The organism is Mesorhizobium sp. WSM4815 (assembly GCF_055811575.1).
The window spans coordinates 312,628-325,072 of record NZ_JBVVQS010000099.1 but is presented as its reverse complement, the minus strand read 5'-3'; the positions used below and the strand labels follow the sequence as shown (position 1 = coordinate 325,072).

Below are 12,445 nucleotides of genomic sequence, written 5' to 3'. Positions count from 1 at the left end.
CTTGGCCTGCCATCGGCCTATATTGGGCGTGACGGTCTGCGCTTCCCGGCAGGAGAACATTTTCCCCGGGGCCTTAATGATCCCTAGGGAGCTGTCCCTGGGAAGACCCGTGGGTTTTCTCATACGGCGCCCACCTACTTTGTAGGTTCCCGGGATCGCTCTCTCCACCGGTTGTGTGGATCGTCACTTGACGCAAAGGATCCACGCTTCGGTGGATCATGCGGTGGAAAACGTCGCTCCTAAAACTCCATCCAAATCTGACCTTTTCTATCGTCGGCGCATGACATCCTCGAAAGACCTGAAAAGACAGTTGCGACGCGAAGCACTCGGGCGCCGCGACGCGCTCGATCCGTTCTGGCGGGTGGAGGCAGCGCTCGAAGTGGCCGAGACGGCGCGGGACAGCATTGCGATGGAGCCGGGCCAGATCGTCTCCGGCTTCTGGCCGATGCGCTCGGAAGTCGACGTCCGGCCGTTGATGTTCGCCTTGCGCGAAAAAGGTGCACGGCTTTGCCTGCCGGCGATTCTCGACAAGACCACCATCGTCTTTCGCGAACTGGTGCGCGGCGCGCCGATGATCGACATGGGGTTCGGCACCGTCGGGCCGCATGAGGAGGCCGAGGTGCTCGATCCCCAGGTAATGCTGGTGCCGCTCGCGGCTTTCGACGCGCGCGGCCACCGCATCGGCTATGGCGCCGGCTACTACGACCGTGCCATCGCGCGGCTGGTCGACAAGGGGCAGCCGCCCAGGCTGATCGGCATTGCTTTCGACTGCCAGCAGGTGGCGCTGGTGCCGGACGAGCCGCATGACGTGACCATTCCGGAAATACTCACCGAGAGCGGGTTGCGCCGGTTCGCGCCGAAATTGTAGATAAGTTCCTGGACGCATGGTCTTTTCCGGAAGTCATGCAGCTTTTTGCTTCGCTGACCTCCGGTTCGGGATCATGTTTAGATGAGACTTCTCTTCCTCGGCGATATGGTCGGCAAGACGGGACGCACGGCGGTGTGGGAACAACTGCCCGGCCTGATCTCAGATTTCAAACTCGACTTCGTCATCGTCAATGGCGAGAACGCCGCCGGCGGCTTCGGCATCACCGAAGAGATCTTTCGCGAGACGATCTCGGCGGGCGCCGATGTCGTCACCACCGGAAACCATGTCTGGGACCAGCGCGATGCGCTGGCTTTTGCCCCGCGCGAGGAACGGTTCCTGCGTCCGTCCAATTTCCCCAAGGGCACGCCAGGGCGGGGCTCGGGCGTCTACATCGCCAGGAACGGCGCGCGCGTTCTGGTCGCCAACATCATGGGCCGGGTGTTCATGCATCCCGAACTCGACGATCCATTTCAGGCCGGCGAGCGCGAGCTTGCCGCCTGCCCGCTCGGCGAGCAGGCCGATGCGGTGGTCATCGATTTCCATGCCGAGGCGACCTCTGAAAAAATGTGCTTTGCGCACTTCGTCGACGGCCGCGCCAGCCTGGTCGTCGGCACCCACACGCATCAGCCGACCGGCGACCACCATATCCTCAACGGCGGCACCGGCTATATCTCAGACGCCGGCATGTGCGGCGACTATGATTCTTCGCTCGGCATGGACAAGGAGGAGCCGCTCAACCGCTTTCTGTCGAAGGTGCCGAAAGGGCGCTTCGAGGCGGCGAGCGGCCCGGCGACATTGTGCGGCGTCGGCGTCGACATTTCGGATCGCAGCGGCCTGACCGAGCGGATTGCGCCGTTTCGCCGCGGGCCGCGGCTCGAAGAAACCGCGCCCTCGTTCTGGTCATGACATTGATGTAAGCGATTGCAGTACCTAATTGCCGGCCACGCCTGCTTCAGATCGTAAGAGGGGACGACCTCCATGCAGCTCATCGAATTCCTGGCGCCACATTTCGCCTTTGTCTCCGATCCGACTGCATGGGTCGCGTTGCTGACGCTGATCGTGCTGGAGGTGGTGCTCGGCATCGACAATCTGATCTTCATTTCGATCCTGACCAACAAATTGCCGGAGGCGCAGAGGGCCCGCGCCCGGCGAATCGGTATTTCGGCGGCGCTGATCATGCGGCTGGTGCTGCTTGCCACCATCTCGATCATCGTCCAGTTGACGGCGCCGGTGTTCACCGCTTTCGGCCATGGTTTCTCCTGGCGCGATCTGATCCTGATCGCCGGCGGCCTGTTCCTCGTCTGGAAAGCGACCAAGGAAATCCACCACACGGTCGATCTCGAGGACCATCAGGACACGATGATCGGCGAAACGCTGCAGCTTTCGCTGGGCGGCGCCGTCTTCCAGATCCTGTTGCTCGACCTCGTCTTCTCGATCGATTCGATCATCACCGCAGTCGGCATGACCGACGAGATCGCCATCATGTACATCGCCGTGATCGTGGCAGTCAGCGTGATGATGCTGGCGGCCGGGCCGCTCGCCAACTTCATCGCCAAGAATCCCAGCATCGTCATGCTGGCGCTGAGCTTCCTGCTGATGATCGGCATGACGCTGATCGCCGACGGCATGGGCTTCCATGTGCCGAAGGGCTACATCTACGCCGCCATGGGCTTTTCCGCTCTTGTCGAGGGCCTCAACATGCTGGCGCGACGTCGGAGGAAGGCAAAGGCGGGCGCGGGGCACTGAGGTTGGCGGGGCGAAACGACGGCGCGAAGGCCTGAGCTCTGCCTCAATTGTCGCGGCCATGCAGAACCTTTGACACGTCGGAGGGACAGCACCCCCTCTGTCCTGCCGGACATCTTGGATCGCTGCAGAATGGCTTTTGGCACCCGGCGACTTAAGCGGTCGGCACGCCCTTCGGATGACGGTCGCCGATCAGGCCAAGCGTCAAGCCTTGCTCCAACCAGGCCTTGGCGCCGGCGAGCACCAGCGCGAAGCCCTCGGTCGAGCCGATCGCCTGCCTGACCTGCTCATCGGGTCCGCCGGCAAAACCGTAATTGCGAACCTCGACAAAGGTCGTGCCGCCGGGCATCTCGGTAAAAGTCCAGACCACGGTGATCGGCGGATCGCTCCATTGCATGACGATCTTTTCGTTCGTGACGAACTCGCTGACCGTGACCGGCGTCGAAACGCCATACATCCGCCACTCCCAGCGAACTTCCTTGCCGCTGTCCAACCTGCCGCTGCCGTGGGTGAACCAGAATTTCGTCGTGATCGCCGGATCGACGACGGCTTCGAACACTTCTGCGACCGGCCGCCGGATCAGCATGCCGGCTTCGGCGGTCGGTGTCTCACGGATATCCATTTCGTCCTCCTTCCGAACCGGTCTCCGTCACCAGGCGTCGGGTTCGCGCACCAGGTGAATGATGTTGGCCGGATTGGTGATCCAGCCGCCACGAAAACCTTCGCCGAGCGCCTCGATGGCGTCGCAGCGCACGACACCGGCTTTGGCGAGATGATCGGCGGCGGCCGGAAAATCGTCGGTGAACAGTTCCAGCCAGATCTCGGCCTGGCTCAGCATCGGCGCTTCGTCGATCCACAGGCGATTGGGGCCGAGCTCGAAACCGATGGCCGGCGCCTTGGCCGTGAACGGTTTTAGGCCGACGACATCGCGGTAGAAGGCGATCGTCTCCTGGTGTTGGTGGGGCGGCACTTTCATGGCGATGTTGATGCCGCCGGTGATTTTCGCAGCCATTCTTTCCTCCGTCTTCTCAGATATTGTCTTCATTGGCGGGCTCGCCCTTCATCTCGCTGCGATAATAGCCGTCGCGCAAATTGATGCCGTATTCGACATAGGCCTTCATGCAGGCCAGCATCTGCGACCAGCCCTCGCAATTGAGGTAGGACTTCTTCAGGCCGACCGCGTCCTCGTGCCAGCCGCCCTCGGCGATGGTGACGAAGGTGCCGCCATCGTCCAGCGGCTCGAAATTCATCTCGATGCGGGTCTTGTAGGCCGGCTTGCCGTCGGCGTCGGTGGCGTCCCAGCGCAGCACGATGCGGTTGTCTTTCTCCACCTCGTCGACTTCGACCGGGACCTTGCCCCACCAGACGACCCTGGCGCCGGCCACCAGCGGGGCACTGGCGCCGCCGATGGTGGTGAAATAGCTGCTGAGCTTGTTCGGATTGACGACCGCATCGAAGACTTCGGCGACCGGTTTGCCGATGCGGCCCGAAACTCTGAATCCAAGAGACATATCCACAGCTCCTTCCTTGATCAGAACCGCATTATGTTATAAAAATATAACATGTCAAGCAAAGCGCAGGATGACAATGTTTTCAAGGCGCTGGCGCATCCGCGCCGGCGCGCGCTGCTCGACGAGCTGAAGGACGCGCCCCGGACCACCGGCATGCTGTGCGATGCCTTTCCCGACATGGACCGCTGCACCGTCATGCTGCATCTGAAAGTGCTGGAGGAAGCCGACCTGGTGGTGGCGCGGCGCGAGGGGCGCGAGCGCTGGAACCATCTCAATGCGCTGCCGATCAAGCAGATCCACGACCGCTGGATCAGCCAGTACGCCACGCATGCGATCAGCATTCTCGACCGGCTGAGATCCGATCTGGAGGAGTGAGCGTTCGCAGGAAAGCAGCTGGCGGTTACCTTGCCGCACCATCCTTACGGCGCGGCTGGACGAATTGAGCCGATTTATCTATAAGCCGGCCATTCCGAGATAGAGCGCCGTACGTCCATCCGGACGCAGCAGGGACGTTCTGAAATTTGACTTCGAGCATTTTGGCAAAGGCGAGGTGACTACCTCGCTGCAGGATGCTCTGCCAAGAAGACGACAGGGGTGCCATGGCTGGCCATTCACAGTTCAAGAACATCATGCACCGCAAGGGCCGCCAGGACGCGGTGCGGTCGAAAATGTTTTCCAAGCTGGCGCGCGAAATAACCGTCGCCGCCAAGAGCGGCACGCCGGATCCGTCGATGAACCCGCGCCTGCGTCTTGCCGTGCAAAACGCCAAGGCGGTGTCGATGCCGAAAGACAACATCCAGCGCGCCATCAACAAGGCGTCGATGGGCGACGCCGAGACTTACGAAGCTGTGCGTTACGAAGGCTACGGGCCAGGCGGCGTTGCGCTCATCGTCGAGGCGCTGACCGACAACCGCAACCGCTCGGCGTCGAATGTGCGTGCCGCCTTCACTAAGGCCGGCGGGGCGATGGGGGAAACCGGCTCGGTGTCGTTCATGTGGGACCGTGTCGGCGAAATCTTCTATCCGGCATCGGTTGGCAGCGCGGAGAAGGTCATGGACGCGGCGATCGAGGCCGGGGCCGACGACGTCCAGTCGGACGAGGAAGGCCACACGATCTATTGCGCCTTCGAGAATCTTGGTGAGGTGTCGAAGGCGCTGGAAGGCGCGCTCGGCGAGGCTGAATCAGTGAAGCCGATCTGGAAGCCGCAGACCAACATTGCGGTCGACGAGGAGCGGGCACAGTCGCTGATGAAGTTGGTCGCCACGCTCGAGGACGATGACGACGTGCAGAGCGTCTACGCCAATTTCGAGGTCGACGACGAGACCATGGCGAAGCTCAGCGCGGCATGAGCACAGCTCAGTCCGAGAATATGAGCGGAGCTCAATTTGACATATGAGCGGAGCTCAATCTGACATGACCGAAAAGCCGTTGCCCCAGGTCCGCATCACCTATTGCGCGCAGTGCCACTGGCTGCTGCGGGCCGGCTGGATGGCGCAGGAGCTGCTGTCGACCTTCGCAACGGATCTGGGCGAGGTCACGCTGGTGCCCGGCACCGGCGGCATCTTCACCATTTCCTGCAACGAGACACTGGTCTGGGACCGCAAGCGCGACGGCGGCTTTCCCGATGCCGCAAGGCTCAAGCAACTGGTTCGCGACGTGATCGATCCGGACCGCGATCTCGGCCATGCCGACCGCAAGAGCGACAAGTCAAAAGATACCCCGTCAAAAGACCCTGCCTGACGCAAGGTCTTTTAGACTTCTGCCCTCGTTCACCGCCACGCCACGATGAAGCAGGGCAGCGCGACGATGGCGGTGATGGTACGGACGTGGTTCCACATCACCCAGTCCCTGAGATAGGTGGCCCAAACGGCGGCGCCGTTGGCGCTTGCCGGATCGACGGCGGCCAGCGCGTTGTTGAGCGGCACGTTGAAGATCATCGTCACGATCAGGTTGCCGACGACATAGATCAGGGCGCCGGCGAGAAGCCACAACGAGCCCGGTTGGCCCCAGCCGATGACAGCGCCGACGACGAGGACGAGGCAGATCAGCCCGGTGCCGAAAAGCGCGGTCATGAACAGCGGCGTCACCGCAGTGACGTTGATCGAATTCATGGCGGCGATACCGCCCGCGGCAGGCATGCGGGCGAGGCCCGGCATGACGAAGCTGGAGAAGGCGAAGAAGACACCAGCGACGACGCCCGAGCCGAGCGCGGCGATGAAGGTGAGGCTGGGAAGCAGTTTCATGATCATGTCAGTCACTCCATATGCCCGTACCAGCGGTTTCGGTTGCATAGGCCGAAAAGTCCTTTGGGGCGCGGCCGAGCACGCGCTCGACGCCGTCGGTCAGCGCCTCGTTGCGACCGTCGAGCACCTCGGTGAACAGCTCGTTGAGCAGCCAGGCGAACTCGGCCGGCAAATTGTGCCCGGCTACTGCGGCGGTGAACTCGGCATGCGAAATCCTGACAAAGCGGATGTCGCGGCCGGCCGCCTTGCCGATCTCGGCGACCGCGTCGGCGAAGCTCAGCAGACGCGGCCCGGTCAGCTCGTAAAGCTGGCCGACATGGCCTTGCCGGGTAAGCACCGTCACGGCGGCATCGGCAATGTCGTCGGCATCGACGAACGGTTCTCCGACAGTGCCGACCGGCAAAGCCACCTCACCGGCCAGCAGCGGATCGAGCAAAAAACTCTCGCTGAAATTCTGGGAAAACCAGGCGCAGCGCAGGATCGTCCAGTCGGCGCCTGAGGCTTTCAGCATCTCTTCGGCACGTTGCGCTTCGATCTCGCCGCGCCCCGACAGCAGCACCAGCCGGCGCACACCGCTTGCCACGGCAAGGTTGGCGAAGGCGCCGACCGCTTCGGCCGCGCCGGGCACCGCAAGATCGGGATAGTAGCTGATGTAGGCGGCACCGACACCATCGAGCGCGGGTTCCCAGGTCGTATCGTCTTCCCAGTCGAAGGGCGGGGCGCCCGAGCGCGAGCCGATCCGTACCGGCAGGCCCTGCGCCGTCAGCCTGTCCGCGAGACGACGGCCGGTTTTGCCGGTGCCGCCGAGGATCAAAATCGGTTTTGCTGCTGTATCGATCATGGCGATTTTCCTTTGCTCACAAATATGAGTAATCCTCACATTTGCAAAACGTGATAAACACTCGTATTTTGTGAGTCAAGCCAGTTTGTTGATCATTCGCCAGGAGACAGTGATGGAAGGCTCGAGCGTAGCGGGTTCACAGGATGGCCAGATCGCATCGCCGCGCCGGGCGCCCAGCCAGCAGCGTAGCCGCGAGCGGGTCGAGCGGATGCTGGCCGCCGCCTCTGCGCTGATCGCCGAGCGAGGCAGCGATGTCATGCGCATGGGCGAAGTTGCGGAACGGGCCGGCGTGTCGATCGGCTCGCTCTACCAGTTCTTCCCGGACAAGCGGGCGATCATCTGGACGCTGGCCGAGCGCCACACCGCCGAAAGCCAGGCCTGCATCGCGGCAGCACTTGCCGAGGTCAGCGACGCCGAGGGGCTGCGGCGGGCATTTTCCGAGTTGGTGGATATTTATTATGGGCTGTTCCTGGCGGAGCCGGTGATGCGCGACATCTGGTCGGGCACGCAAGCCGACAAGGCGCTACGCGAACTCGAACTCGCCGACAGCCGGGCCAACGCCGAATTCCTCACCGCAGTGCTGAAGCGGCTGCGGCCTGCCGCCGATCCGGCGGCGCTGGAAACGACGGCGCTTCTCATCTGGCAGATGGGCGAGGCCACCATGCGGCTGGCGATCTCGGTCGGTCGAAAGGAAGGCGACGACCTGGTCGCCGCCTACAAGCGCATGGCGCTGCGCGAACTGGTCGACGAATAGAGCCGCATTCCGGCAAGAAAAAACCCGCCACGAGGGCGGGTTCCTTCTGATCCGAAAAAGGCTTACGGCTTAGAGCCCAAAACCTTCGAAACGCTTCTTGAACTTCGACAGGCGGCCGCCGCGGTCGAGCAGGGTCTGCTGGCCGCCGGTCCAGGCCGGATGGGTGGTCGGGTCGATGTCGAGGTTCATCGTATCGCCTTCCTTGCCCCAGGTCGAACGGGTCATGTATTCGGTGCCGTCGGTCATGACGACCTTGATGGTGTGGTAGTCGGGATGGATATCGGTCTTCATTGTGCTATTCCTGGTTCGCTGGCGCCGCTGACGGGCGTAAAGCCTGCGTCGATGCGCCCCTTTTTAAAACTCGAAGCCGCAGCTATTGAGGAGCCACGGCTTTTAAAAACGGTCGGCGAGCCTATACATCAGCCGGAATTGAATCACAAGGCCGCGGTAAGCGCATATTGAGGCGCATGCCCAGAAGGCGGCCAGAGGAAACGGTCATGGCGCACACCAGCGGCGATGCAGACGAGCGTAGGCGCTCGCTCAAGCCGCTGCGGCGCCTGTTCCCCTACATCACCCGCTACCGGAAAATGGTCATTGGCGCGGTCGTCTCGCTGACCGTTGCTGCGGCGACGACGCTGGCGCTGCCGCTGGCCGTGCGGCGCATGATCGACCATGGCTTTTCCGCTTCCGATTCCATTTTCATCGCCGAGTATTTCGCCATGCTCGTGGTGATGGCTGCCTTGCTCGCTGCGGCGTCGGCCAGCCGCTATTATTTCGTCATCACGCTGGGCGAGCGCGTCGTCGCCGACATCCGCAGCGACGTCTTCCGCCATGTCACGACGCTGTCGCCATCCTTTTTCGATACCGCACAGTCGGGCGAGATCGTCTCGCGGCTCGCCGCCGACACGACGCAGGTCAAGTCGGCGGTCGGTGCCACCGCATCGGTAGCGCTGCGCAACGTCATTCTTGGGCTTGGCGCCGTGGCTATGATGGTCTTCACCAGCCCGAAACTGTCGGGCCTCGTCATCGCCGCCATCCCGGTGATCGTGCTGCCGCTGGTCGCCTTCGGCCGCTCGGTGCGGCGAAAATCGCGGCTGGCGCAGGACACGCTGGCCGACGCCACGGCCTACGCCAGCGAGCAGATCGGCGCGGTGCGCACGCTGCAGGCCTTCACCAATGAGAAGCTGGTCACCGGGCATTTTTCGGCTGCCGTGGAAGCCGCTTTCGCGGCGGCGCGATCCTCGATCTTTGCCCGCTCCTTCCTCACCTTCTTCGCCATCTTCATGATCTTTTCCTCGGTGGTGGCGGTGCTGTGGTTCGGTTCGCGCGACGTGCTCGACGGCACGCTGTCGCCTGGCACGCTCGGCCAGTTCCTGCTCTATTCGGTGTTCGCCGCCGGCGCGCTTGGCGCGCTGTCGGAAGTGTGGGGCGAGCTTTCCCAGGCGGCGGGTGCTGCCGAACGGCTGACCGAGATCCTGGCCGAGAAGCCCGCGATCCAGGCTCCCGCGCATCCGAAACTGCTGCCGGCGACGGCCAGAGGCGCAATCAGTTTCGACGACGTGTCCTTCTCCTATCCGGCCGGGCCCGACCGCGCTGCCGTCCACGGCCTGAGTTTCCAGGTCAAGCCCGGCGAGACGGTGGCGATCGTCGGCCCGTCGGGTGCTGGCAAGAGCACCGTCTTTTCGCTGCTTTTGCGATTCTACGACCCCGAGACCGGCAAGATCATGATCGACGGCGTCAATGTGCGCGAGGCCGACCCCGTCGCCATCCGAGAGCGAATCGCCATCGTGCCGCAGGACGTCACCATCTTCGCGGCCAGCGCGCGCGACAATATCGGCTTCGGCCGTCCGGACGCCAGCCAGGCCGAGATCGAGGCGGCGGCCAGGGATGCGCTTGCCGACGAGTTCATCCTGAAACTCGAGAAAGGCTATGACAGCCAGGTCGGCGAGCGCGGCGTGACCTTGTCAGGCGGCCAGCGCCAGCGCGTGGCGATTGCCCGCGCGATACTGCGCGATGCGCCGATCCTGCTGCTCGACGAGGCAACCTCGGCACTGGACGCCGAAAGCGAGACGCTGGTGCAGACGGCGCTGGAGCGGCTGATGCAGGACCGCACCACGATCGTCATCGCCCACCGGCTGGCGACGGTGCTGAAGGCGGACCGGATCCTGGTCATGGATGGCGGCTGCATCGTCGAGGAAGGCACCCACCAGAGCCTCGTTGGCAAGGGCGGCATCTATGCGCGGCTGGCCAAGCTGCAGTTCGAAACCGGGGCGAACGCTTTCAGGGGCGCCGCGGAGTAGTAGGACGACGCTGCCAAACGGCTTCGTCTTTGCAAAATGGCGCTGGTCGGCGGTGACGAAAGTGCCGCGGCGTTCGATGCGCTTAATGGTATTTCAGGCGCCCTTCAGCACCTCCCCATAGCGCTTGCGCAAATGCTCGGTGAAATGCGTGGCGTTGAGCTTCTCGCCGGTGGCGCTCTCGAGCAGGTCGGGCGTCGACCAGCGTGAGCCTTGCGACCAGATCTTTTGCCGGCGCCAGTCGTTGATCGCCGCGAAATTTCCCTTGGCGAGGTCTTCGTCGGCGGAGGGATGGTCTCTGGTCAGGGCGGCCCATTGCTGCGCCGCCATCATCGCGCCCAGTGTATAAGACGGGAAATAGCCGAAGGCAGCACCCGGCCAGTGCACGTCCTGCATCGGCCCGTCGGCCGGGTTGTCGATGGTCGACAGGCCGAGATAGTCGCGCATCCTGGCGTCCCAGGCCTCGGGCAGGTCGGCGGCCTCCAGCCGCCCCGAGACAAGCTCCTGCTCCAGTTCGTAGCGCAGGATGACGTGCAGCGGATAGGTCACCTCGTCGGCGTCGACGCGGATCAGCCCGCGCTCGACCCGGTGCACATGCGGCAGGATGTCTTCGATCGACCAGGTCTCGCCGAGGTGCTTTTCGACCACCGGCAGCGCCCAGCGCCAGAATTCGGGGTTGCGGCCGATCTGCTTCTCGACGAACAGGCTCTGGCTTTCATGCACAGCCATGCCGCGCGCCTTGCCGAGCGGCCAGTGCGCCCACGCCTGCGGCAGGTTCTGTTCGTAAAGCGCGTGCCCGGTCTCGTGCAGCACGCCCATCAGCGCCGACAGGAAATCGGAGGTCTTGTAGCGGGTGGTGATGCGCACGTCGCTCGGCACGCCGCCGCAGAACGGATGATGCGATACCGACAGCGAGCCGTGGGTGAGATCGAAGCCGACCGCCGCCATCATGGCGAGGCCAAGCTCGCGCTGCTTTTCGATCGCATAGCTGCCCGAAAGCGGCTTCAGCGGATGTTTCGCCAGCCGCTTTTCCTGCACCGCCAGTGCCTCCGGCACGAAATCCCTGAGAAAGGTCTTCAACTCGGCGAAGACCGGCGTAATGTCGGCGGCGCGGTTGCCGGGATCGTACTGCTCCATCAGCGCGTCGTAGGGATCAAGGCCGAGCACGTCGGCGCGAAGGGCTGCTTCCTCGCGCACCAGCGCAACGACGCCTTCGAGCGCCGGCAGGAACCTGGCCCAGTCGTTCTTTGCACGCAAGTCGCGCCACAACTGCTCGGAGCGCATCCGGGCGGTGGTTTGGCGCTCGACGAATTCGACCGGCAGACAGGTCAGGTTGGTGTATTGCCGCCGGAATTCCTTGACCGCTGCCTGCTGTTCTTCGTTCAGCGTTTCCTGTTCGGCCGCTGCGATCCAGTCGGCGATCTCCGGCGCTGTCGCTCTGGCGTGATGCATGCCGGCCAGCGCCGACATCGCCTCGGCGCGCTTTTCGCCGCCGCCGACGGCCATGTGGGTAGCCTCGTCGGCGCCGAGAATGGCGAGCGCATGCTCCAGTGCTTCAAGCTTGTGGCCGAGGTCGTCGAGTTTTTGAAAGGACATGGTGGCTTCCGCTGAATTTGAACGGCGGGAAAAGATACCAATGCGCTGATATTGGCAACCCTGAAAGGCGGTTCGCGATGGGCACATTGGTTGCTGGCCAGGATGCACGCTGCAATGGGTCTTGCGGGAGCGGTGGCGTGCGTGATCAATGTCGCGAGGCGGCGGCGCGTCGCATCGGGGAGACGAAGCATGATCGCCAATGTGCTGGTCGGGTTGGTGGCGCTGATCCACCTTTACATCGTCTATCTGGAGATGGTGCTGTGGGACACGCCGCGCGGCCACAAGGCATTCAAACTGACGCCGGAATTCGCCAGCGCATCGAAAGTGCTTGCGGCCAACCAGGGACTTTACAACGGCTTTCTCGCAGCCGGGCTGACCTGGGGGCTTTGCCTCGGCGCGGCTGGTTTCCAGATCAAGGTGTTTTTCCTGCTCTGCGTCGCCATCGCCGGCCTCTACGGCGCGGCAACGGTCGGCAGGAAAATCCTCTACATCCAGACCGTGCCGGCTGCAGTTGCTCTGGTCGCAGTTTGGCTGGGCGCATAACCCCGAAATCGGACTCGATTTTTGGAAACGCTCCCTGCCTGGGGCTTCG

The 12,445-nt window shown here is 63.3% G+C and carries 17 protein-coding genes and 1 other RNA gene; 11 read left to right on the top strand and 7 right to left on the bottom strand.

Translation table 11 applies throughout. The annotated features are described in order from the left end of the window. Window positions 1-30: 30 nt before the first annotated feature. From ssrS to AC0L2B_RS24840, 4 genes are all read left to right on the top strand, one after another. Window positions 31-186: non-coding RNA, 6S RNA (gene ssrS / locus AC0L2B_RS24855), on the top strand. 94 nt (window positions 187-280) lie between these two features. Next, window positions 281-868 (top strand): 5-formyltetrahydrofolate cyclo-ligase, encoded by a 588-nt coding sequence (locus AC0L2B_RS24850; protein WP_473747180.1) that lies wholly within the window; start codon window positions 281-283, stop codon window positions 866-868. An 81-nt stretch (window positions 869-949) separates the two neighbouring features. Beyond that, the gene (locus AC0L2B_RS24845) at window positions 950-1,774 is read left to right on the top strand and encodes a TIGR00282 family metallophosphoesterase (RefSeq protein ID WP_023800020.1); all 825 of its coding nucleotides are present in this window, start codon (window positions 950-952) and stop codon (window positions 1,772-1,774) included. A gap of 72 nt (window positions 1,775-1,846) precedes the next feature. Next, window positions 1,847-2,614, top strand: a complete 768-nt coding sequence (locus tag AC0L2B_RS24840) for a TerC family protein (protein WP_473492175.1) — start codon at window positions 1,847-1,849, stop codon at window positions 2,612-2,614. Between the two features lie 151 nt (window positions 2,615-2,765). On the opposite strand, the gene AC0L2B_RS24835 is transcribed toward AC0L2B_RS24840, so the two are convergent. The 3 genes from AC0L2B_RS24835 to AC0L2B_RS24825 are packed head-to-tail and all read right to left on the bottom strand — an operon-like array spanning window position 2,766 to window position 4,122. Beyond that, on the bottom strand, window positions 2,766-3,233 hold the full coding sequence (locus tag AC0L2B_RS24835) for an SRPBCC family protein (protein WP_473747179.1): 468 nt from the start codon (window positions 3,231-3,233) through the stop codon (window positions 2,766-2,768). 27 nt (window positions 3,234-3,260) lie between these two features. Beyond that, a complete protein-coding gene (locus AC0L2B_RS24830; RefSeq protein ID WP_128170690.1) occupies window positions 3,261-3,623 on the bottom strand; it encodes a hypothetical protein in 363 nt (120 codons plus the stop codon). 16 nt (window positions 3,624-3,639) lie between these two features. Further along, window positions 3,640-4,122, bottom strand: coding sequence for an SRPBCC domain-containing protein (locus AC0L2B_RS24825; RefSeq protein ID WP_473747177.1), 483 nt, complete (start codon window positions 4,120-4,122; stop codon window positions 3,640-3,642). 51 nt (window positions 4,123-4,173) lie between these two features. Between AC0L2B_RS24825 and AC0L2B_RS24820 the strand changes: the two genes are divergently transcribed. The 3 genes from AC0L2B_RS24820 (at window position 4,174) to AC0L2B_RS24810 (ending at window position 5,862) form a co-directional block, all read left to right on the top strand. Beyond that, on the top strand, window positions 4,174-4,497 hold the full coding sequence (locus AC0L2B_RS24820) for an ArsR/SmtB family transcription factor (RefSeq protein WP_023800015.1): 324 nt from the start codon (window positions 4,174-4,176) through the stop codon (window positions 4,495-4,497). A gap of 224 nt (window positions 4,498-4,721) precedes the next feature. Then, a complete protein-coding gene (locus AC0L2B_RS24815) occupies window positions 4,722-5,471 on the top strand; it encodes a YebC/PmpR family DNA-binding transcriptional regulator (protein WP_023800014.1) in 750 nt (249 codons plus the stop codon). Between the two features lie 64 nt (window positions 5,472-5,535). Beyond that, window positions 5,536-5,862: an Rdx family protein gene (locus AC0L2B_RS24810; protein ID WP_023800013.1), complete on the top strand. Its 327-nt coding sequence runs from the start codon at window positions 5,536-5,538 to the stop codon at window positions 5,860-5,862. A 29-nt stretch (window positions 5,863-5,891) separates the two neighbouring features. On the opposite strand, the gene AC0L2B_RS24805 is transcribed toward AC0L2B_RS24810, so the two are convergent. Together AC0L2B_RS24805 and AC0L2B_RS24800 are read right to left on the bottom strand one after the other, a co-directional pair. Then, window positions 5,892-6,371: an anthrone oxygenase family protein gene (locus AC0L2B_RS24805; protein ID WP_473747176.1), complete on the bottom strand. Its 480-nt coding sequence runs from the start codon at window positions 6,369-6,371 to the stop codon at window positions 5,892-5,894. Window position 6,372: 1 nt separating this feature from the next. Then, complete coding sequence (locus tag AC0L2B_RS24800; RefSeq protein WP_473747175.1) at window positions 6,373-7,206, bottom strand: NAD(P)H-binding protein; 834 nt, start codon at window positions 7,204-7,206, stop codon at window positions 6,373-6,375. Window positions 7,207-7,318: 112 nt separating this feature from the next. Between AC0L2B_RS24800 and AC0L2B_RS24795 the strand changes: the two genes are divergently transcribed. After that, complete coding sequence (locus tag AC0L2B_RS24795; protein WP_473747174.1) at window positions 7,319-7,960, top strand: TetR/AcrR family transcriptional regulator; 642 nt, start codon at window positions 7,319-7,321, stop codon at window positions 7,958-7,960. A gap of 69 nt (window positions 7,961-8,029) precedes the next feature. On the opposite strand, the gene rpmE is transcribed toward AC0L2B_RS24795, so the two are convergent. Next, a complete protein-coding gene (gene rpmE / locus AC0L2B_RS24790; protein WP_006327661.1) occupies window positions 8,030-8,251 on the bottom strand; it encodes a 50S ribosomal protein L31 in 222 nt (73 codons plus the stop codon). Here rpmE and AC0L2B_RS24785 point away from each other — a divergent pair. Continuing rightward, on the top strand, window positions 8,234-8,422 hold the full coding sequence (locus AC0L2B_RS24785; protein WP_139172593.1) for a hypothetical protein: 189 nt from the start codon (window positions 8,234-8,236) through the stop codon (window positions 8,420-8,422). The genes rpmE and AC0L2B_RS24785 overlap by 18 nt on opposite strands. A 35-nt stretch (window positions 8,423-8,457) precedes the next feature. Then, window positions 8,458-10,260: an ABC transporter transmembrane domain-containing protein gene (locus AC0L2B_RS24780; RefSeq protein ID WP_473747172.1), complete on the top strand. Its 1,803-nt coding sequence runs from the start codon at window positions 8,458-8,460 to the stop codon at window positions 10,258-10,260. A gap of 93 nt (window positions 10,261-10,353) precedes the next feature. Here the strand turns inward: AC0L2B_RS24780 and AC0L2B_RS24775 are convergent, their stop codons facing one another. Further along, window positions 10,354-11,853: a carboxypeptidase M32 gene (locus tag AC0L2B_RS24775; protein WP_473747171.1), complete on the bottom strand. Its 1,500-nt coding sequence runs from the start codon at window positions 11,851-11,853 to the stop codon at window positions 10,354-10,356. A 189-nt stretch (window positions 11,854-12,042) separates the two neighbouring features. Here AC0L2B_RS24775 and AC0L2B_RS24770 point away from each other — a divergent pair, with 189 nt between their 5' ends. After that, entirely contained in the window at window positions 12,043-12,396 is a 354-nt protein-coding gene (locus AC0L2B_RS24770) for a DUF1304 domain-containing protein (protein WP_473747169.1), read from the top strand. Window positions 12,397-12,445: the final 49 nt, after the last annotated feature.

Coding starts and splice junctions, on each gene's coding strand:
- AC0L2B_RS24830 (WP_128170690.1), bottom strand. CDS start 3,623: ATGGCTGCGAAAATCACCGGCGGCATCAACATCGCCATGAAAGTGCCG.
- AC0L2B_RS24805 (WP_473747176.1), bottom strand. CDS start 6,371: ATGATCATGAAACTGCTTCCCAGCCTCACCTTCATCGCCGCGCTCGGC.
- AC0L2B_RS24850 (WP_473747180.1), top strand. CDS start 281: ATGACATCCTCGAAAGACCTGAAAAGACAGTTGCGACGCGAAGCACTC.
- AC0L2B_RS24775 (WP_473747171.1), bottom strand. CDS start 11,853: ATGTCCTTTCAAAAACTCGACGACCTCGGCCACAAGCTTGAAGCACTG.
- AC0L2B_RS24800 (WP_473747175.1), bottom strand. CDS start 7,206: ATGATCGATACAGCAGCAAAACCGATTTTGATCCTCGGCGGCACCGGC.
- AC0L2B_RS24785 (WP_139172593.1), top strand. CDS start 8,234: ATGGATATCGGTCTTCATTGTGCTATTCCTGGTTCGCTGGCGCCGCTG.
- AC0L2B_RS24840 (WP_473492175.1), top strand. CDS start 1,847: ATGCAGCTCATCGAATTCCTGGCGCCACATTTCGCCTTTGTCTCCGAT.
- AC0L2B_RS24835 (WP_473747179.1), bottom strand. CDS start 3,233: ATGGATATCCGTGAGACACCGACCGCCGAAGCCGGCATGCTGATCCGG.
- AC0L2B_RS24815 (WP_023800014.1), top strand. CDS start 4,722: ATGGCTGGCCATTCACAGTTCAAGAACATCATGCACCGCAAGGGCCGC.
- AC0L2B_RS24820 (WP_023800015.1), top strand. CDS start 4,174: ATGTCAAGCAAAGCGCAGGATGACAATGTTTTCAAGGCGCTGGCGCAT.
- AC0L2B_RS24825 (WP_473747177.1), bottom strand. CDS start 4,122: ATGTCTCTTGGATTCAGAGTTTCGGGCCGCATCGGCAAACCGGTCGCC.
- rpmE (WP_006327661.1), bottom strand. CDS start 8,251: ATGAAGACCGATATCCATCCCGACTACCACACCATCAAGGTCGTCATG.
- AC0L2B_RS24795 (WP_473747174.1), top strand. CDS start 7,319: ATGGAAGGCTCGAGCGTAGCGGGTTCACAGGATGGCCAGATCGCATCG.
- AC0L2B_RS24780 (WP_473747172.1), top strand. CDS start 8,458: ATGGCGCACACCAGCGGCGATGCAGACGAGCGTAGGCGCTCGCTCAAG.
- AC0L2B_RS24845 (WP_023800020.1), top strand. CDS start 950: ATGAGACTTCTCTTCCTCGGCGATATGGTCGGCAAGACGGGACGCACG.
- AC0L2B_RS24810 (WP_023800013.1), top strand. CDS start 5,536: ATGACCGAAAAGCCGTTGCCCCAGGTCCGCATCACCTATTGCGCGCAG.
- AC0L2B_RS24770 (WP_473747169.1), top strand. CDS start 12,043: ATGATCGCCAATGTGCTGGTCGGGTTGGTGGCGCTGATCCACCTTTAC.